Origin of the sequence: Streptomyces sp. NPDC002994 (assembly GCF_040611155.1) — a bacterium.
Lineage (GTDB): Bacteria > Actinomycetota > Actinomycetes > Streptomycetales > Streptomycetaceae > Streptomyces.
The window spans coordinates 328,283-348,612 of the sequence record NZ_JBEXNQ010000001.1 but is presented as its reverse complement, the minus strand read 5'-3'; the positions used below and the strand labels follow the sequence as shown (position 1 = coordinate 348,612).

The following is a 20,330-nucleotide window of genomic DNA, read 5'->3' as shown; positions in this document are numbered from 1 at the left end:
AATTGCGTAGTGGAGTATTCGGCGCGATGGTGATGCCTCTTGGTCTGGGGGCCGAGGTGTTCTCTCAGCGGTGGCTGCCAGACTGGGATGCAACTGGTGGGCGTGGATCTCAAGAGACTCGGGCGCGTGCCAAGATGCACGGAACAACAGACGATCCGGGAGCGGAAGTTGACGCGGGTGGGCATCGAAGAGGTCGACGAGGCGGACCAATTCGTACAGGACATGGCGGTGCCGACCGTAGGCCAGTTGGTTACGGTGCGTAATCGATTCTGGGTGGCTACGGCCGTGGAGCGTTCCTCGATCGCGGTCGAGCAGCCGGGCAGTCCGCTGCTCGCCGAGGCGCAGCACCTGGTCTCCCTGGTTTCGGTGGACGGCGACTCCGGTGACGAGGAGCTGCGCGTCCTTTGGGAGCTGGAGCCCGGTGCTACTGCCCGTGAGCAGCACGCCCTGCCGTCTCCGGCGAGCGGGTTCGACGACCCGGCGAAGTTGGATGCCTTCCTTGACGCGGTGCGCTGGGGCTCGGTGGCAACGGCGGACAAGACGTTGCTGCAGGCGCCGTTCCGCTCCGGAGTGAAGCCGGAGGACTATCAGCTCGACCCGGTGGTGCGGGCGCTACAGATGCCGCGTACGAACCTGTTGATCGCGGATGACGTTGGTCTCGGCAAAACCATCGAGGCGGGTCTGGTGATGCAGGAGCTGATGCTGCGGCATCGGGCGCGGACGATGCTGATCGTGTGCCCGGCTTCGCTCACTCTGCAGTGGCGCGATGAGATGCGCGACAAGTTCGGCCTGGGATTCAAGATCGTGGATGCGGACCTCCTGAAGGAGCTGCGCAGGTCCCGCGGACTGTACGCGAACCCGTGGACGCATTACCCGCGGTTGATCGTTTCGATCGACTGGCTCAAGCGAGAGCGGCCCATGGCACTGCTGCGCTCGATCCTGCCGTCGGCGCCCCAGTATCCGAGAGCCTTCGATCTCCTCGTCGTCGACGAGGTGCACACGTGTGCACCTTCGGGCTCCGGGAAGTACGCGGTCGACTCACAGCGCACCGACGCGATCAAGACTTTGGCCCCACACAGCGAGCACCGGCTGTTCCTGTCGGCTACGCCCCACAACGGCTACCTGGAATCGTTCACCGCCCTGCTGGCTCTGTTGGACGGCCATCGCTTCGCCCGCACCCTGGAGCCCTCGGAAGAAGCCAAGGCACAGGTGATGGTGCGGAGACTGAAGCGGGATCTGCCGCCGAACTGGGATGGCAGCCCGCGATTCCCGAAGCGTGACCTCGACCATCCCCTGGAGGTCGTCTACGACGCCGCGACCCGCGACGCCTACGCGAAACTCGACCAGTACGCGCAGTCCCGTCGCGAGACGATCTCCGGGCAGCTCACGTTGCAGGGCACCGCGCCGAGCCGGGCCGTGGACTTCGTCGTCACGCTGCTCAAGCGCCGTTTCCTGTCCAGCCCGAAGGCCTTTGCCAATACGGTGGACACTCATCTGAAGACGATGCTCGCCCGAGAGCGTCAAAACGAGGCCGAGCGGGACTACAACCGCGGGGCGTACACGGTGGCGGAGAAGGTTCTCGCCAAGATGATCGGGAAGTTGGACGAGTCGGCTGAGGACGACGCCACGTTCGAGGAGACAGCGCACGAAGCCTTGGCCACGGCGCGTCGGTTCGCCCCGCCGCTCTCCCAGACCGAACGCAAGCTGCTGGAGGACCTGCGCGACTGGGGAGACCGCAACGCCGAGACGGCTGATGGCAAGTTCACCGCCTTCCTCAGCTGGCTGCGCGTCATTGTGCAGAACGGAGCCGGTGGGCTGAACGGCAGCTGGGACGGCGAGCGCGTCATCGTGTTCACCGAATACCGCGATACGCAACGCTGGTTGCACGAACGACTCATCAGCGCTGGCGTACCGGACGAGGCAATCGCCCAGCTTTACGGCGGTCAGGACCGCGATGAACGCGAGCGCGTCAAGAACGTCTTTCAGGACGACCTCGACGTCGACCCGGTGCGGATTCTGCTCGCCACCGACTCCGCGAGCGAGGGCATCAACCTGCAGAACCACTGCCACCGGGTACTGCACTGGGAAATCCCATGGAATCCCAACCGACTTGAGCAGCGCAACGGCCGAGTGGACCGGCACGGTCAGACTGCGGCGAAGGTCGAGATCGTCCACTTCGTGCCGCAGGGCTGGGACCGGCAGCGCGAGGAGGACACCGGGTTCACCGAGGGCACCTTGGAGGACGCAATGGCCTTCCTCGGTGTCGCGGTGCGCAAGGTCGAGCAGATCCGCACCGACCTCGGCAGCGCCGGAGAAGTGATCGCCAGCCAGGTCGAGCAGAAAATGCTCGGCAAGCGCTCCAGCTGGCAGACCACCGACAGGGAGATCCAGAGCCTGGCTGGCAAGGCTGTACTGAAGGTCGAACGGAATCTGGCGCATGACCTCCAGCAGGCCCAGGAACAGCTCACCCGGACCCGCACGGAGTTGAACCTGAACCCGGACACGATCGAGCGCGTCGTACGCACCGCGCTCCGCCTGGCCCACAAGAAGGATCTGATCGAGACTCCGTCACCCAAGGGCGTCAATGCACGCTGCTTCAAACTCCCGGAGCTGAAGGAGGGCTGGGCGCAGGCACGCAACGACGGCTTGCGACACCCGGTCAGCGGCAAGGAGCGCCCCGTCACCTTTGACCAGGACTACGCCGGACGCACCGACGTCGTGTTGCTGCACCTGAACCACCGCCTGGTTGACCTGTGCCTGCGCCTGCTGCGCGCCGAACTGTGGTCGCAGGGCGAGCACGGCGCACATCTGACCCGCGTCACCGCCCGGATCGTCCCCGGCGATCTGCTGCGCAACCCGGCTGTGATCGCACATGGCCGCGTCGTGATCACCGGGAACCGCGGAGTGCGACTGCACGAGCAGATCGCCCTGGCCGGAGGATCGATCGAACACGGCAAACTAACCGTGGAGAAGAGTCCGGAGACCCTGGAACACTGGCTCGCCGCCGCGTCGCAGGACGCACCACCGCCAGAATTCCTTGACCGGCTCACCGCGCTGTGGGGCGCGCTGGAGTCCCCGCTCGGCAAGGCGCTGCAGACCGAGTCCAACAAGATCGCGCGCAAGCAGCGCAAAGTCCTGGACAAGCGCTGCGAGGACGACGTCAAGGCGATGCAGTCGGTACTGACCGAACTGGAGCGCAACATCCGGGATTCCCTGAAATCCAACCCGCTCTGGCGTCAGGACTCCCTTCTGGCCCCCGATCCGGAACGTGAACAGCTCAAGAAGGACCACACGGAACTGGAAGCACGCCTCGCCGCCGTTCCTGAACAGCTCGTTTCCGAGGCAGCGGCCCTACGCCACCGGTACGCAGACCCGGTCGCCCGCCGCTTCCCCGTAGCGGTCACCTTCCTCGTCCCCGCCTCACTCACCGTAGCTGCTCCCTCACACCAGGCAGGTCACTGATGCCGGCGCGCACCCGCTTCCCGAAAACCGAGCAGCAGACCCCGATCGAGCAGCATGCCGAGTGGCTAAACCTGCTCCGTCCGGACGGGCCGTTCCTCACTGCCAAGATCCTTGCGGAGGCGTTTCCGCAGGGCCTCGACGTTGCCGACACCTCGCTGCGAGCCCGTCTCCGGCAGGCATGGGCTGAGCTACAAGCCGAACCGGCGACGCTGTGCAGCGCATGGCAGCACCTGGTTCTGGAAGAACTGCTCGGATACCAGGGTCAGGCACTGCGCCAAGGCTCGATGCTGCCCCGCGAACTGACCGACCACCCCGGCACAGCCCCCGACGCACTGCTGATGGGCCCGCCCGACCCGACCACCGGCCTGCCCGGCGCGGCCGAACGCGCCCTGATCTACCGCCGCCCCTGGGGCGAACCCCTCACCCGTGCAACGAAGGGCCTGCCATCACCGGCCGAACAGGCCGCCGAGCTGTGCCGACGCCGTGCCGTCCCCATCGCGCTGCTCACCAACGGCACCCTGTGGGCCGTCGTCCACGCCCGACCTGGAGCGCCAACCTCGGTGGCGGTCTTCGACGCCGACACATGGTTCGAAGAACCGCTGCTGCTGCGCGCCTTCACCTCATTGCTCGGTGTCCGCTGCGCCGCGATCGCGCCCAAGGACCGTGAGGGCAAGGGCACCGACTCCCTCGCCGCCCTGTTCACCCGCACAGCCGACGACACCACCGCAGTCACCAAGACCCTCGGCAAGCAGGTCCGTGCAGCCGTCGAGCTCCTCGTCGCGGAACTCTCCCGCCTCGACCGCGAGGCTGACGGCACCGTGCTGGAAGGCGTCGCCCCGCGTACCGTCTACCGCGCTGCTCTGACCGTCATGATGCGCATCGTCTTCCTTCTCTACGCGGAGGAACAGAACCTGCTTCCGGCCGATGACGAGCTGTATGCCGACTCGTACTCCGTCACGAGGCTCTACGACCGCCTTGACCAAGACGACGCCGACATCGCCGACCGGTGGAAGGCCGCCTGGCCCACGCTCCTCGCTACCTTCCGAGCCGTCCACGGCGGGGCTCGGCACCCGGACATGTGGATCCCCGCATACGGCGGATCACTGTTTGACCCGAAGCGGTTTGCCTGGCTGGAGCGATTGAAGGTCACCGACCGCGTCGTCTTCGCCATGCTCGACGCGCTGATCAAGCTCAAGCGCACCACGCGGGCAGGCAAGGTCACCTCGACGGAACGCCTGTCCTATAAGGGCCTCGACGTCGAACAGATCGGCCATGTCTACGAGGGTCTCCTCGAACACTCCGCCATTCGGCTGGACGAGACACGCCTTGGGCTCAAAGGCAAGGCCGGTGCTGACGCCAAACTTGCTGACCTTGAAGCATGGCACGCTGCCGATCGCTTGCAAGTTGAAGCAGCCAAGCTCGTCGGCTTGACTGCAAAGCAATTCACCTCCGCACTGGCAACTGTCCCAACTGGAGAGGAGATCGGGAAGCTCGACGCCGCATGCGACAACGACGCCGAACTCGCTGCCCGCGTCCTGCCGTTCTTCGGACTGCTGCGACCCGACCTGCGCGGTGAGCCGATCGTCCATCCCGCCGGGACCGTTATCGTCACCCAGGTCGGCGACCGGCGCGACTCCGGCACTCACTACACACCGCGCGCCCTCGCTGAAGAGATCGTCCTGCACACCCTCGACCCGTTGTGCTTCTCACCCGGCTCGCCGGACGGAATTCCACGACCCGCCGATGGGATCCAGCCGCCCGAATGGCGAGTGCGTCCGGCGTCGGAACTCCTTGCGCTCAAGATCCTCGACCCCGCGATGGGCTCCGGCGCGTTCCTTGTCTCGGCTTGCCGGTACCTGTCGGAGCGGGTCGTTGAGGCATGGGACCGTGATGGGATGCCGGACGCGGTCGATGCACGTCTCGGCGAGCATCACGAGGACCGCGATGCGAAACTCCTCGAAGCCCGTCGCATGGTCGCCGACCGCTGCCTCTACGGCGTTGACATCGACGAGATGGCGGTGGAACTCGCTAAACTCTCGCTGTGGCTGGTCACCCTGGCGAAGGGCCGTCCGTTCAACTTTGTTGACCATGCGTTGCGCTGTGGAGACTCCCTCATCGGCTGCTTGACGGCAGACCAGATCGAGGCCTTCCACCTCACCCCGAGCGAAGGCCATCGCCTCAACGCCCGTCTCAGCGGCGAAATCGACAAGATCACGAGGCCGCTGCTCGCCCAAGCCGCGGAACTGCGTCGTGACATCGAGCAGCACGAGGTCATTGACATCCGAGACGCCCGGGCGAAGGCTGCAAAGCTCATCGAGGCCGAAGCGCTGACGGCACAACTCCGCCTCGCCGCGGACGCTGTGGTCGCGGCGAAACTGTCCACCGCGACGACCAAGTCCGATGAGGCATACGCCAACCGCCTCGCTTCCATCGCCGACCTCGTCGAGAAGGCGCTGCTGGGCGACAAGGCCGCAGCGGCCGAAGCTCGCACCATCGTCGACGGCTGGCTTCTCGGGCCCAGCGGCGGACCGCGCACGGCCTCGCTGCGTCCGCTGCACTGGCCACTCGAATTTCCGGAAATCATGGCCGATCCCGTTCGTGGTGAGCACCGCTTCGATGCGGTGGTGGGGAACCCGCCGTTCTCGGGCGGCGTTCAGACCAGCGCGCGCATCGGCAAGGACAGCTTGACCTACATCAGTCAGGTGATTGCCCAAGGCCACGGATCGGGTGGCCGGGCAGACCTCTGTACGTACTTCCTTTTGCGCAATCTGGAACTTGCACCCGCTAGGCGAACTGGCATTATCGCAACGAATACTATCGCGCAGACCGACTCCCGCGAAGTGGGTCTAGATCGAATCACCTCTCATGGTTGGAAAATTGGTCGTGCCGTCAAGTCAATGGCATGGCCGGGCGAAGCTGGTGTGTATGTCTCATTGGTGTGGGTTGGTGCCCTTGGGGTCGCCGAAAAGTACGTACTAGAGGGAAGGCCAACTCACGGTATTTCGTCAAGTTTGATTGCACCGTCTCGAACAGTTGGAGGCCCAAAGAAGCTGGCGGCATGCACTGGTCAAGCCTCGGTAGGTTGTCAGGTCACAGGGGCCGGATTTATTCTAGATGCCGGAGATATGCAATCACTACTCGCACTAGACGAGCGGAATAAAAGTAGAATCTTCCCGTTTCTCAATGCTGACGAGATTAACAATCGGCCAGATTCTTCGGCCATCCGATGGGTGATTGACTTCGGGATGATGAACCTCGAAAGCGCACAACATTTCCCCGACCTGATTGCCAGGATTGAAGAATTTGGTCGTCCTGATCGGCCGGCATGGTGGAGATTTCATCGACCACGCCCGGAGCTCCGTAAAGCTATCGCGGATCATGAACGTATTCTCGTGATGGGCCTACACAGCAAGTATGGACTGCCGGCCATCGTGCCCAACAATCAGGTTTTCTCGCATGCTTTGTGTGTCTTCTACACATCCGACGCGACGGCCATGCTTGCGCTCCTGACGAGCACATGGCACTTCAACTGGTGGACCGTCAAGGGTGAGTCGACGATGAAATCAGATCCTCGCTACACCCCCTCCGACGGCTTCGATACATTCCCCCAGCCGGAACTCACCCCGCGCATCCGCGCCGCCGGCGAGGAGCTGGACACCTACCGTCGTCATGTCCAGCTGTCGCGGACACCGCAGCTCGGCATGACCGACCTCTACAACGAGGTCCACAACCCAGCGAACCTCGACCCCGACATCCAGCGCCTGCGCGAGATCCATGTGGAGATCGACGAAGCCGTCACGGAGGCTTACCTCGCCCAGCCTCTCGCCGCGCAGTTCGGCTGGACCTCTCTCACCCTGAACCATGGCTTCCACAACACCGTCCACGGCCTGCGCTGGACCGTAGACCCGGATGTCCAGATCGAGATGAACGACCGTCTCCTCGAACTCAACCATTCCCTCTACGAAGACGAAGTCCGCCGTGGCCTCCACAACAAGAAGAGTTCCGTCAAGCCCAGGAAGACCGTCGCCTCGAAGGCGCCCGACGGCACCAGCGAGTTGCTCTGGTAGGGGCCGTCAGTCACCGGAGGTCGCCTGCGGTTCACGCCTTGGCCACGACCCACCTGCTCTGTCAGTGCCTCGCCCTATCGTTGTGACCCATGAGCGATAAGTTGCCGTCCGCGGTGTCGAACAGCCCGGTCCTGGCTGCCCCCTCCCCAGGCGAGGTACGTGACGAGCTGGCCGAGCTCGTAGTGCTGGACCTGCTCGGACCGGTGGGCGGCGACCAGGAGGAGGTAGCTGACTCCCCGACGGACTGGTACGTGCTTGGGCGGCTGGCGCCGAACGGCACCACGATCGTGCCGGAGGAACTGGACGGCTCACTCGGCGACAGTGAGTTGCCGGGCGCAGATGAGGGCTCGCCGGACGCGGACGCGCCGAACGTGCCGAGCCTGGCTCCGTCGTCGGTCGGGTTCACCGCGCGGGTACGCGGCGACGCCGACCGTCTGGAGGTGACCGGGCGATGGGCGCGTTACGTCCGCTCGCATTCGACGGATCCGAGCATCGAGAAGCTGATCTGGCGGCGCGTGCCCCACGGCGACTGCGTTCCGGTCAAGCTGGTCGAGGGCCTGGTGGAGGCGCTGGTACTTGATACCGAGGACGAGAAGGTGGTGCTGCGCGGGCGGGTGCGGCGTTTTCATGACGACTGGCTGGTCACGCTGTTCCTGGTCAACGCGACCGAGACCGACTCCAACTCCGCGCTGCACTGGGTGTTCCAGGCTGAGCTGTCGGCGGCCGGCGCGGACGGCGCGGCGGTGTTCCTGCCCCGGCATGAGCCTGGGTCCGGTGGCGATGCCGTTGATCAGGGCGAGCAACGACGGCTGGCGATGGCCTATCGGTTCAGCCCGGAGTTTGCGGTGGGGCACGCGACCGGGGTGGGCGCGACGGCCAGTGGCGCCGACCCGATGAGAGCCGTCGCGGTTCGGACGAAGGCCGCGCCGGAGTACGACATCGCGCAGACCGACGCGCCGTCGTCCGACAGCGATCCGGACCTGCCGGAGCTAGTGGACTTGTTGGTCGACATGAAGGAACTCGGCGAGTGCGAGCCACAGCGACTGCGAGCGGGGCTGATGCCACTGGTGGCTGGCTATCGGACGTGGATCGAGCGGGCCGAGGCGCGGATCGGACAGGACGGCCAGTATCTCGACGAGTACGCGGATCAGGCCAGGGAGGCGCTGACCGAGGCCAAGCGGGCGGCTGACCGGATCGAGGCGGGGATCGACCTGGTGCTCGGTGACCCAGACGCCCTTGCCGCATTCCGCTTCGCGAACAGTTCGATGCACTTGCAACGTGTCCATACGCGGGTCGCCGCCGCCAGACGCCGTGATGGATCCCGTGACCCCGACGCGGTTTTCCGCGACGAGGACAAGCCGGTTAACCGGTCCTGGCGTCCGTTCCAGCTCGCGTTCCTGTTGCTGAACCTTCCCGCGCTGACCGATCCGGCACACCCGGAGCGTGCCACGGGAGCTGGTGCGGTGGCGGACCTGCTGTGGTTCCCTACCGGTGGCGGCAAGACCGAGGCGTACCTCGGCCTGACCGCCTACACTCTCGCCATCCGCAGGCTGCGGCCGGACCTCGGCGGTCTTGACGCGGGCCACGGGGTCGCCGTCCTGATGCGCTACACCCTGCGGCTGCTGACGATCCAGCAGTTCCAGCGTGCCACCGCGCTGATCTGTGCGTGCGAGGTCCTGCGCCGCAGGGACGAGGAGCGCTGGGGTGAGGAACCGTTTCGGATCGGCCTGTGGGTCGGGGGGAAGGTGTCCCCGAACACGACCGACAAGGCCATGGACTGGGTCAAGGACGTCCGGCGGGCGAGCGGAAAACCCTATCAGAACTCCGGCACTCCCTATCAGCTCACCAGTTGCCCATGGTGCGGAACGAAGATCGAGAAGGGCCGGGACGTCGATGTCGACAAGACCCTTCGCCGTACCTTCCTGCGTTGCCCTCAGCTGTTCGGTTGCCCCTTCGGCGGCGGCGACCCGAACGGGGAGGGCCTGCCGGTCGTCGTCGTTGACGAGGAGATCTACCGGCTGCTGCCGAGCCTGGTGATCGCGACCGTCGACAAGTTCGCACAGCTCACCTGGAACGGTCGCACACAGGCTCTGTTCGGACGGGCGTCGCGGCACTGCTCCCGACACGGTTACGTCACCGCCCAGATCGCCGAGGAGGACTGGGAAGCCACCAGCCATCTCGCGGAAGGGCGCTATCGCGCCGCGACGCTCACCGCGGCCAAGCCGGTGCGTCCGCCGGACCTGATCGTGCAGGACGAACTCCACCTGATCTCCGGTCCACTCGGCTCGCTGACCGGCCTGTACGAGGCCGCCGTGGACCGCCTTGCCACCTGGGAGTACGCGCCGGGCAAGACGGCGCGGCCGAAGGTGATCGCTTCGACGGCCACCGTGCGGCGCGCCGAGCGGCAGATTCATGCCCTGTTCGACCGGCGCACTGAGGTCTTCCCGCCGCAGGGCTTGGAGATCGGTGACAGCTTCTTCGCTAGGCAGCGGTCCACAGACTCGCACCCAGGTCGCCGCTATGTCGGGATCTGCGCCCAGGGGGTGCGCACGAAGTCCACGATGATCCGGGTGTACGTCGCGGTGCTCGCCGCCGCGCAGACCCTGCACAAGAAATTCGGGCAAAACCCGGTTACCGATCCCTATATGACCCTCGTCGGCTACTTCAACAGCCTTCGTGATCTCGGCGGCATGCGCCTGTCGGTCGAGGACGACGTCTCCACCCGACTGGAGCGAATCAACGAACGCGGCCTGTCGCGACGCTACGACCTGCGACTTGAGGAACTCACCTCGCGCCTGACCTCGGAGAAGATCCCGGATATCCTCCAGCAACTGGAGTACACCTTTCCCCGGGCGAACAAACTGACCCCGATCGACGTGCTCCTGGCCACCAACATGATCGCTGTCGGGGTCGACGTCTCGCGCCTCGGCGTCATGGTCGTTGCCAACCAGCCGAAGTCCACCGCCGAGTACATCCAGGCCACCAGCCGCGTTGGTCGTGCCGCGCCCGGCCTCGTATTCACCGTGTTCAACTGGGCCCGCCCGCGCGACCTGTCTCACTACGAGACCTTCGAACACTTCCACGCCACCGTGTACCGACATGTTGAAGCGCTCTCGGTCACCCCGTTCGCAGAACGCGCCATAGACCGCGGCCTGACCGGGGTACTGGTGGCGCTGGCACGCAACCTGGAGGCCGGCGACAACGGCAACCTCGGCGCGCAGACCTTCGATACACACAGCAGCAAGGCCGACCACATCGTCCGCTATCTGGAACGCCGCGCGGGCGAGATCGCCACCGACCGAGCCGTCGCGACCCGGGTACGTGAAGAGCTCGACAGCATCCTGGACCTGTGGGCCCGCGAACAGCGCCGCCCCGCTGCCCGACTCGCCTTCGACGCCAAGGGCAAGGCCGACGACATCGTCGGCCTGCTTCACAGCCCGGATTCGGGCCCGTGGAAGCGCACGACCTGCCCGACCTCGCTACGCGAAGTCGAGCCGGGCATCCGGTTGGTGCTACGGACCGCACCGGGCAACGCCGACGACCACGAGCAGCACCCGTTCCTCCCGCGGCCGAACCCGGACGCCGACGGCGCCGGACACGAAGGGAACCCCTCATGACCAACACCGCAGACGGTGCACGCTCGGCGATCGACCTGCGGGTTGGGGAGCTCAGGCCCAGCCAACTGCTGCACACCTACGGCGTCGGCGCGGTCGCAGACCTCCCGAACCTCTCGGTGATGGTCCTTGGGCTTGACGAGTGGGAGCTGGAGAAGGCCGCGATCGTGCCGGAGGAGCGGCTCCTGGCGGCGGTGCGCAGCAAGCTCGGTACCCAGGTGCAGAATCTTCGGATGCCGCCGTACACGCCGGAGGACCCGAACGATTTCACCGGTGCCTGGTCCCGGATCGGCGTGCCGGTCGCGGTGTTCCCGGGCTGGCTGCGTTGCACCGACAACCGGTGCAACCGGCTTGCCCCGGCCGATTCCGGACTCTTTCACCTGTTGCCCAACAGCGTTGCACCCGACCAGACCCGCTTCGTCCACTCCTGCCGTGAGACCGGCCGCAAACGGCCGACCGCGGTGCCGGCCAGGTTCGTCTCCGCCTGCCCGGCCGGGCATGTGGACGACTTCCCGTGGATGTACTTCGTCCACCGCGGCGCACCGTACGGAACAGACCACACCCTGAAACTCGTCGAGCGCGGCACCACCGGCGAGGCAGCGAACATCTTCGTCGAATGCTCCTGCGAGGTGAAAGCCCGCTCCATGGCCGAGGCGATCGGCACCCGCAGTGAACAGGTACTCCCGGCCTGCCGGGGCCGACACCCGCATCTAGGAACTTTCGAACCCTGCACCGAACAGACCCGGACCATGGCCCTGGGCGCGACGAACGGCTGGTTCGCCATGCAGCTGCGGGTCTTCTCCATCCCGCATGCTGACAACCCGGTGGACAGCGCCGTGGCCGAACACTGGGCCGGTCTGCGGGTGGTGGCGCAGCTGCCACGCGAAACCGCGCGCCTGGTCCTGCCCACCCAGGTGATGTGGCCACAACTCGAACGCTTCGGCGCAGACGAGGTGTTGGACGCGGTCTCGCGACATCAGGGCGAGAATCAGCCCAGCGCCGCCGAAGACACCGACGCCCTGGACATTGCCGGACCGGAATGGCTCGCCTTCATCGGCAGCCCGCAGAACCACCCCGACTTCAGCGTCAGTAACGAGCCCGTCCCGGCCGCACACCGAAGCTGGCTCGGCCAGGTGCGTCTGGTCAAGCGCCTGCGCGAAGTATCCGCACTGTATGGATTCAGCCGGATTGACGCTCCGGAATGGGGCTCTGCGACCAGCGGAGGCGAGGCAATGGAGGAGAACCGCGCGCCGCTGTCCGTTTCCGCGCCGATCTGGCTGCCATGCGCGGAAACCCGTGGCGAGGGGATCTTCCTGCGCTTCGACGAGAAGCGGGTGACCGCCTGGGAGCAGGACCCGAATGTCATCCGCCGCACCAGAACCCTGATGAAGGCACACGAGAAGTGGTGCGACCAGCGGCGCACCGACGCGGAGTGGCCGGGCATCCGCTATGTGCTGCTGCACACCTTTTCCCACGTCCTGATCCGAGAGTTCGCCCTTGAGTGCGGGTACGGCGCCTCTGGAATCGGCGAGCGAATCTATGCGCGCTCCGGCGCCGATCCAATGGCGGGGATCCTTCTGTTCACCGCAGCCCCCGATAGCGAGGGCACCCTCGGCGGGCTGGTCACCCTCGGCGGACAGCACCGACTCGGTACGTTGATCGACCAAGCGCTCGAAGCCGCGCGGCTGTGCGGCTCGGATCCCCTGTGCGCCGACCACGACCCGGTCGCCCACGGCCGTCTGCACGGTGCCGCCTGCCATGCCTGCCTGTTCGCCGCAGAGACGTCCTGCGAACGAGGCAACCACTTCCTGGATCGCGAACTGCTCGTAGAAACATTCAGCGGCCGACCGGGCGGGTTCTTCACGGCATGACCGGCCGCAACACCACCGAGACTGCGCCCAGCCTGCCTGAAGTGCTTTCCGCACTGGTCGCCACTCTCCCCGCGACGCACCTCGCCGCCTGGATTAACGTCCTGCGCACAGTGACCGCCCCCGACGGACACACGGAATCCCGCCTCGTCGCCGCGCACCCGGGTGCCGGACTCGGACCGCGCGCCAGCCTGTTGCTGTCCGCGTGGCGGTCCGCTGATCCACAACTGCCTGGATGTGCCCTGGCTCTGGCTCTCGAAGTTGCTGGCAACCGATACGAGCAGGACCTTGCTACCCGTCACGTCGAAATCGCCGTCTCAGGACCGGTGAGCGACGCGGTGTCGGTCAGGCTCACCGCATCCGTCGCAATTCAAGTGATCCGGGCCGCCAGCACCACGCTCCTGGTCACCAGTTACGCCGCGTTCGGCATCCAGGAGATCGTCAGCGAGATCAGAGCAGCGGCAGACCGCGGCGTAGAAGTGGATCTGGTCCTGGAGACCGCTCGCGCTTTCGGCGGCAGGCTGCACGGAGACGGCGACGGGCGCACCGCGTTCCACGAACTGCGCTTCCACCCGGACGTACACCTATGGCAGTGGGCGAACGACGAGCGGCATGGTCCCGGTGGCCGACGCGGCAGCATGCACGCCAAGATAATCGCCGCCGACCGGAAAACCGCCTTGCTCGGCAGCGCCAACCTCACCGACAACGCATACAGCGACAACTTGGAAATTGGTGCTGTCATCCGCGACCCCGGAGCCGTCGCCAGTCTTGTCGATCACTTCATCAACCTGATGCAATCAGCGGATGGTCCCTTGGTCCGGCTGCCGTGGCAACCAACCTCATAGGGCCATGAGCCCGTAAACCGCTGCCCCCGCTCGGTGGGGCTTGATGCGAAAAAATGAATACCATGCCAGGTGGTCGAGACCGCCCTGCTACCTCCGGAGCGATTCGCTGGAAGCAGTTGACCGCCCGCAGGAGAGTCTGCGGGACACCGACAATTCCGGTCACGTAGAGGTGCAGTCAATAGCGCGCCGATATATGGGGCGCCTCAGTCACCGCGATGGCGTCCCGTGGAATGGGGTAGCCGACCTTGGCGGAGATGTGCGCCTGTTCTGAGCTGTCATGTGCGTCGGCTGCCTGCGAGTGCTGCCTGGGAACGAGGTCGGCCACTGTGGAACTGTCCTTCTCGAAAGGGTAGTTCGACCCTAGGGGGCACACGGTGGCCTTGTCCCAGCATGGCCTACTTCGCCTGCTGGAGTCACCACGTTCGGTAGATGGTCTTGAACTCATGGGCGAAGAGCGGCTGTTGCAGGAGTTGATCGAGGCCGAGGCCATTGCGCAGATCGGAGCGGAACCTGGGCTTACGGCGACGGAGCGGCGGCAGATAGGGCAGGTGATTCGCGGCCGTGCGGACATGGCCCCAGGATGGCGTACGGCACCGACAAGGACCTCCCCCGACTGGGAGCAAGCAGTCCGCTTTCCATAGGGCTTGACCAAAGGAGGCCCTGCTTCTCTGGGCGAGGGTGTATGCATGAAGGTCCAGCAGGCCTCGGTGGCGCCGCGGCCTGAGTAGACCGAACACGAAGGGCTTGTACATGGCACTGCGACGAGGCCGGAAGGGCGATCTGGGGCTCGAAGTCGTGTCGCTGATCGAACTCGCGCTGCCGGAGCCCGATCGGCAAAAGCTGCTGATCGAACGGCACAGAGAGGCCGTCACCGCAATCGGCGATGCTCTGCGTACGTCGCTGGATAACCCCTCCAGGCTGCAAGGCTGGATGACGCAGTACGCCTTCGAGGCTGTGGTGGTTGCCCTCGGCGCCGTTCGGCTCATCAAGACTGAGGACTCGGGGTTGTTCTACTTTGACGAAGCGGGCGGCGAGCTCCAGCCGCCTGACTTCCGCATCGTCCTGCCCGACAGCACGCATCTTCTGGTCGAGGTCAAGAACGTAGCTCCGAACAAGAACCCTCTGGAGACCAAGGTGCGGGCCAAGGACATGGCCGCAGCGCAGGCTTACGCCCAGTCCACGGGTGGTCGTCTGCTCTACGCTCATTTCTGGAGCGGCGTGGGCATGTGGACGCTGGTCGACCCGTCCGTCTTCAGCCTGGTCGGGAGCCACCAACGCCTCTCGCTCCTCGACGCGATCAAGGTCAGCGAGATGCACCTGCTGGGGGACGGAATGCTCGCGACCGAGCCGCCCCTCACCTTCTCGGTAATCATGGACCGGGATAAGGAGCGGGTGGTGGAGCGGCTCGGGAACGGAGAAGAGACCCGCTCATTCACCATCGGCGGAGTGGAGATGATGAGCGCTGGCCAGGTCATCACCGATCCCGACGAGAGGAACCTGGCCTGGTTCCTGTTGCTGCACGGAGACTGGCCGCAGAACGAGGAGTCACAATTCGACGAGCAGGGAAGGCTCGTGCGAGTTGACTTTGTATCGGAACCGGAGCTTCCGGACGAGGAGGCTGCGCGTCATATCGAAGAACAGGGAATCGCCTTCTTCGGGTACCTCAGCAAGCTTTACACCCAGCGGTTCCTCGACGCCATCACTACTGACGAGGGCGAGATCCTCGCGCTGCGCGAGGAGCCTGAGCCAGCGCTTCTCGCTAAGCTGGTCCCAGACGACTATTGGGAGCGTGATCACGTTCTCAAGATCTGGCGCTTCCGTATGTACCCGCAGGGCGCTTCCCCGGCAGGCGCCCTTGAGAGTTCTGAGACATGAAGTAGATCCCCCCCAGAGGCGCGGAAAGCCGGTTGGAAACTAAGAGGGTCAAGCGTTTCTCTCGGCGAGATGGGTACTGTCCATCTCGGCGGTGCTCGATGATGTGCGCCGCGACACTGATGCGTTCGGCTGCTTTGAGCTTGACGTTCACGCGACCATTCGGCATCGCTCCTCTAGCCACTGTCGAACTTCCGGTGGAGAGAACCGCAGCTGCTGGCCCACGCGGAAGCTCGGCATTCCTTCCTTGAGGTGATTGTCGTACACCCAAGAAGCTGGCTTTCCGAGATTCGGCAAGCGCCTTGACGTCCCACATAGGCTCACTCACAGAAGATTCCTCTACGCTTGCTTCAGCTGCTCGCGCAGTAGTAGGGAAAGGCGGCCGCCCCAAGCGGGCAGAGGCCTGCCAGGGGGCCGAGGGGCGCGAAGTCAGTACCGATCCTGCACGACGCACCCGAACGGACCGGCACGGACGCCAGCGGAAGTCAGCACCAGGTCAGCACCAGTACATCTGCGCTCGATTTGCCTCGCGTGGTCTGTGTCTCTGACCTGCATGTTTGTGCGTGAGGGTGCCGCGTGCCACGTGGCACCCTCCCAGCTGGAGACAACTTCTTAGACCATATAGGACACGGTCTAAGCCGGCGGACGACATCGGGGCTTCCCGGGCGTGGAGTCTGGGTGGACCATGAAGACTGCCTCTGGAAATTCGCACCCTTGGTCTTTTTGCTCCTCAATGGCATATGCCAGCAATCAACGGCTGTCTTTTATCGGTCTCCCTTTGAGTTCGAAGAGCCTCCTTCGCTGTCAGCCTCTTCTCCTGCTTTCCCCTTCATCAACATCCTGTTCTTTGCATTCCTGATGCCAGGCAAGGCCTTGTCATTCAAGAATCTCTTGACGTAGGGAACCGCCCTGTATACCCCGTAAGTGGATGCGGCAAGGAGAAGCGCACCTACGGCCGCAACGAGTGCGCCATTACTGTTGCTGTCGTGACTTTCACCGCTGTCGCTACCATTGCTTTCGTCCTCCGTATCCGCGTCAACGTTATTCGAGTACTCCGAGCACTTGCCGTGCGCACCCTTGCGGACCGGGCGGGCTGCTGTGCTTCACCACTGCCCATGCGGGCCAACCGGCGCTCCGCGACCCACTGGCCCAGCGCGAGGTCTGCGGCGCGGCGGCGCCGGACATGCTCGGAGGACTGCTCTCCCACCTTCTGCGGGACGGCCCACCCCACGTAGGCGTCGAGAAGGATCATGTCGAGAGCTGTGGCGCCAAGCCGTTCCAGCAAGCCGAGCACTTGTGGCGTAACAGTCTCCGTCGGCACTTTCTCGTACAGGTGGCTGCGGTGTTCGGCGGCCAGACCAAGCCATGTCACCGTGTCCGGCCCGGGGGCGAACCGCCCCACGGTGTCCCGTACGGCCGCGACCACCTCGGCGCCGCCCTCGACCACCAGCTCCGCCAGCTCCCTCGGCAGTGCGGGCAGCGGCGGGTACATGACGTTGCAGGCCGTCGTCCGCCGTACGACGCGGTGGTACGGCCGGACGGGCTCGGGCGTCCTGGAGCCTGTCCCGGCGACTGCCCTGCCCGGAGCGCCGGTGAAGGCGGGCCTGACCCGATGTGAGGGCTGGGGCCTGGGGTGTTCGGTACGCCAGGGCTCGTGCCGCGTGGACGTCGTCTTCCGCGCGTTCTTCCTCGGAGCGGCGGTACTACGCCTCAGGGCGTCGTCGAGTTCGGCGGTGAGCCAGCCCGGCAGGCCCCGCGGAGGTTCGCCTCCGTTGTAGAAGTCGCCGGCCAGCTCGACGCAGTACGTGTACCGCTCCCACTCGTAGCGGCGCGCGTGCTCTTGGCCGAGCTTGCGGAGCGCGGCACGCATCCGCGCGTACGGGACCTCTTCTCCGGCGAGTTGGTACGACGTCCGCTTGCGCGCAGCTTCGATGGCGAGCGCGATGCGGTGCACTGGCGTGGGCGCCGCGGCCCGCGGCGGACGGCGTCGACACACTCCCCGGCCTCACGGGCAGGCCCTCCCCGGCCTACTGCTCCCCTTTTCGTCCCGCCGCGCGCCACAGACCTCGGCGATCACAGCGAAATCCCCAGGTCAGGTTACGTCCCAGACGTCTGGTTCGACAGGGTTTCGAGGGAGACAGATTCGTCCTGCGTGCCTCCAGGGGCCGGCTGGACCGCACGGTCCGCGTGGGACCGGTGCGCAGCGCGGACGGCGGTCAGGACGCGATTGATGGACCCGGGGGCGAGCGGGCGGCCGGTCTGCGGCGACGGGGTTGCGGTCAAGTGCGCCAGCGTACTCAGTGACAGTCTCCGGGGTTAGCAGGCAGCGGCCGCCGACCGACGCTCGCGCACCAGGCAATGAAGGCGGCCATGTCGGAGGAGTACATCAGGCGGGTGGAGTCGGTCAGCTGGCGGTTGGTCTCGGCCGTCCCCACGGCTATGTGCTGAAGACCAGAACCTGGGGCGCGGAGACTTGTCACGCTGCTCATCGTAGGGCGGCCCGACACCCCGCCGGCCCGGACGTCGCGGCGGGTGCTCCCACGAGGTGGGCGCAGGCTCAGCCCGTGACACGGCGCCCGTCTACGACAGAGGACCCGCGCCCGCGTGGTGCGGGTCCTCTTCTGCGTGGCGAAGTGGTCAGCCGGAGAACTTGGATGCGCGGTCGGACCCCAGGCTGCGTCGTGAGACCGGAGACATCGGGCGGATGACGGTTCGCCTCGTCGCCCAGACGCGGTCGGCGTGACCCGACCGACATCGGATGCTGTGAGGCCACTTCGGCGGCGACCCTCCCTAGAGGCTGACGGTTACTCAGGTTTTACTGACGTGTCGTCAGTCATTCAAGATCATCTTGCACATGCATTGCACAAGGTGCTGAAAAATGACAGAGATCAGCGGAAGGTCGTGAAGGTAAGTATCCGCAGGTCGGCTGGCATATTGCGGTGTCGTGCCCCTTGCCCCCAAGGGGCACGACACCCCGCCCGTCAGATGTCGCGGAAGATCTCGATCTGGGCGCCCACCGAGTTGAGGCGCTCCGCCAGGTCCTCGTAACCGCGGTTGATGACGTAGACGTTGCGGAGTACGGACGTGCCTTCGGCCGCCATCATCGCCAGCAGGACGACCACCGCGGGCCGCAGCGCCGGCGGGCACATCATCTCGGCGGCGCGCCACCGGGTCGGGCCCTCCACCAGCACGCGGTGCGGGTCCAGGAGCTGGAGGCGGCCGCCGAGGCGGTTGAGGTCCGTCAGGTAGATCGCGCGGTTGTCGTAGACCCAGTCGTGGATCAGGGTCTGGCCCACGGCGACCGCCGCGATCGCCGCGAAGAATGGCACGTTGTCGATGTTGAGGCCGGGGAACGGCATCGGGTGGATCTTGTCGATCGGCGCCTCGAGCTTCGAGGGCCGTACGATCAGGTCCACCAGCCGCGTACGCCCGTTGTCCGCCTCGTATTCGCCCGTGCGGTCGTGGTCGAGGCCCATCTCCTCCAGCACTGCGAGCTCGATCTCCAGGAACTCGATCGGGACCCGCCGGATCGTCAGTTCGGAACCCGTCACGACGGCTGCCGCGAGCAGGCTCATCGCCTCGACCGGGTCCTCGGACGGCGAGTAGTCGACGTCCACGTCGATGTTCGGTACGCCGTGCACGGTCAGCGTGGTCGTACCGACGCCGTCGACCCGTACGCCCAGCGCCTCCAGGAAGAAGCACAGGTCCTGGACCATGTAGTTGGACGAGGCGTTGCGGATGACGCTCACGCCGTCGTGGCGGGCAGCGGCGAGCAGCGCGTTCTCGGTCACCGTGTCGCCGCGCTCGGTCAGTACGATCGGACGGCTCGGCCCGGTCGAAGGCTCGACCACCGCGTGGTAGATGCCCTCGGTCGCGGTGATGTCCAGGCCGAAGCGGCGTAGCGCGATCATGTGCGGCTCGATGGTGCGCGTGCCGAGGTCGCAGCCGCCCGCGTACGGAAGCCTGAAGTGGTCCATGCGGTGCAGCAGCGGGCCGAGGAACATGATGATGCTCCGGGTCCGGCGCGCCGCCTGGGCGTCCATGGAGTCCATGTCGAGCTGCGCGGGCGGGATGATCTCCAGGTCCTTCCCGTCGTTGATCCAACGGGTGCGTACGCCGATCGAGTTGAGCACTTCCAGCAGGCGGTAGACCTCCTCGATGCGCGCGACACGCCTCAGCACGGTGCGGCCCTTGTTCAGCAGTGAGGCGCAAAGCAGCGCCACACACGCGTTCTTGCTCGTCTTCACGTCGATCGAGCCGGAAAGGCGTCGTCCGCCGACCACTCGCAGATGCATCGGTCCCGCGTACCCCAGGGAGACGATTTCACTGTCGAGAGCCTCGCCGATGCGCGCGATCATCTCAAGGCTGATGTTCTGGTTCCCGCGCTCGATGCGGTTCACGGCACTTTGGCTGGTGCCGAGCGCTTCGGCGAGCTGTGTCTGTGTCCAGCCCCGGTGCTGACGGGCGTCACGGATGAGCTTGCCGATACGTACGAGGTAGTCGTCTGCCATAGCGGCAGGTTATCTCAGATATGAGATGACGCATCGCGTGAGGTGGGCGTGGCGGCCGATATGGGCGTGTCGGGTGAAATGTGCTGGTTGA

Annotated in this window: 9 protein-coding genes; 6 read left to right on the top strand and 3 right to left on the bottom strand. The window is 65.6% G+C overall.

Going from position 1 to position 20,330, the window contains the following annotated elements; translation table 11 throughout:
- Window positions 1–96 precede the first annotated feature (96 nt).
- The 6 genes from drmD to ABZX79_RS01460 all read left to right on the top strand — a co-directional run bounded on the left by drmD (window position 97) and on the right by ABZX79_RS01460 (window position 15,731).
- Window positions 97–3,462: a DISARM system SNF2-like helicase DrmD gene (gene drmD, locus ABZX79_RS01485; RefSeq protein ID WP_355249859.1), complete on the top strand. Its 3,366-nt coding sequence runs from the start codon at window positions 97–99 to the stop codon at window positions 3,460–3,462.
- Complete coding sequence (locus ABZX79_RS01480; protein ID WP_355249857.1) at window positions 3,462–7,529, top strand: DNA methyltransferase; 4,068 nt, start codon at window positions 3,462–3,464, stop codon at window positions 7,527–7,529. The genes drmD and ABZX79_RS01480 overlap by 1 nt, the downstream gene beginning before the upstream one ends.
- A gap of 101 nt (window positions 7,530–7,630) precedes the next feature.
- Window positions 7,631–11,146, top strand: a complete 3,516-nt coding sequence (gene drmA / locus ABZX79_RS01475; RefSeq protein WP_355249855.1) for a DISARM system helicase DrmA — start codon at window positions 7,631–7,633, stop codon at window positions 11,144–11,146.
- A complete protein-coding gene (locus ABZX79_RS01470; protein ID WP_355249853.1) occupies window positions 11,143–13,014 on the top strand; it encodes a DUF1998 domain-containing protein in 1,872 nt (623 codons plus the stop codon). The genes drmA and ABZX79_RS01470 overlap by 4 nt, the downstream gene beginning before the upstream one ends.
- Window positions 13,011–13,856, top strand: a complete 846-nt coding sequence (gene drmC, locus ABZX79_RS01465; protein ID WP_355249851.1) for a DISARM system phospholipase D-like protein DrmC — start codon at window positions 13,011–13,013, stop codon at window positions 13,854–13,856. Before ABZX79_RS01470 ends, drmC begins: the two co-directional genes overlap by 4 nt.
- 750 nt (window positions 13,857–14,606) lie before the next feature.
- On the top strand, window positions 14,607–15,731 hold the full coding sequence (locus ABZX79_RS01460; protein WP_355249849.1) for a hypothetical protein: 1,125 nt from the start codon (window positions 14,607–14,609) through the stop codon (window positions 15,729–15,731).
- Between the two features lie 946 nt (window positions 15,732–16,677).
- On the opposite strand, the gene ABZX79_RS01455 is transcribed toward ABZX79_RS01460, so the two are convergent.
- The 3 genes from ABZX79_RS01455 to ABZX79_RS01445 all read right to left on the bottom strand — a co-directional run bounded on the left by ABZX79_RS01455 (window position 16,678) and on the right by ABZX79_RS01445 (window position 20,239).
- Window positions 16,678–17,682 carry a hypothetical protein gene (locus tag ABZX79_RS01455; protein WP_355249847.1) on the bottom strand — a complete coding sequence of 335 codons (1,005 nt, stop codon included), beginning with the start codon at window positions 17,680–17,682 and terminating at the stop codon, window positions 16,678–16,680.
- Between the two features lie 343 nt (window positions 17,683–18,025).
- Complete coding sequence (locus ABZX79_RS01450) at window positions 18,026–18,208, bottom strand: hypothetical protein (protein WP_355249845.1); 183 nt, start codon at window positions 18,206–18,208, stop codon at window positions 18,026–18,028.
- 501 nt (window positions 18,209–18,709) lie between these two features.
- On the bottom strand, window positions 18,710–20,239 hold the full coding sequence (locus ABZX79_RS01445) for a UDP-N-acetylglucosamine 1-carboxyvinyltransferase (RefSeq protein WP_355249843.1): 1,530 nt from the start codon (window positions 20,237–20,239) through the stop codon (window positions 18,710–18,712).
- Window positions 20,240–20,330 lie beyond the last annotated feature (91 nt).

Bases quoted from the DNA above. Each gene is read 5' to 3' on its own strand.
- ABZX79_RS01445 (WP_355249843.1), bottom strand. From the start codon at position 20,239: ATGGCAGACGACTACCTCGTACGTATCGGCAAGCTCATCCGTGACGCC.
- ABZX79_RS01470 (WP_355249853.1), top strand. From the start codon at position 11,143: ATGACCAACACCGCAGACGGTGCACGCTCGGCGATCGACCTGCGGGTT.
- drmC (WP_355249851.1), top strand. From the start codon at position 13,011: ATGACCGGCCGCAACACCACCGAGACTGCGCCCAGCCTGCCTGAAGTG.
- ABZX79_RS01480 (WP_355249857.1), top strand. From the start codon at position 3,462: ATGCCGGCGCGCACCCGCTTCCCGAAAACCGAGCAGCAGACCCCGATC.
- ABZX79_RS01460 (WP_355249849.1), top strand. From the start codon at position 14,607: ATGGCACTGCGACGAGGCCGGAAGGGCGATCTGGGGCTCGAAGTCGTG.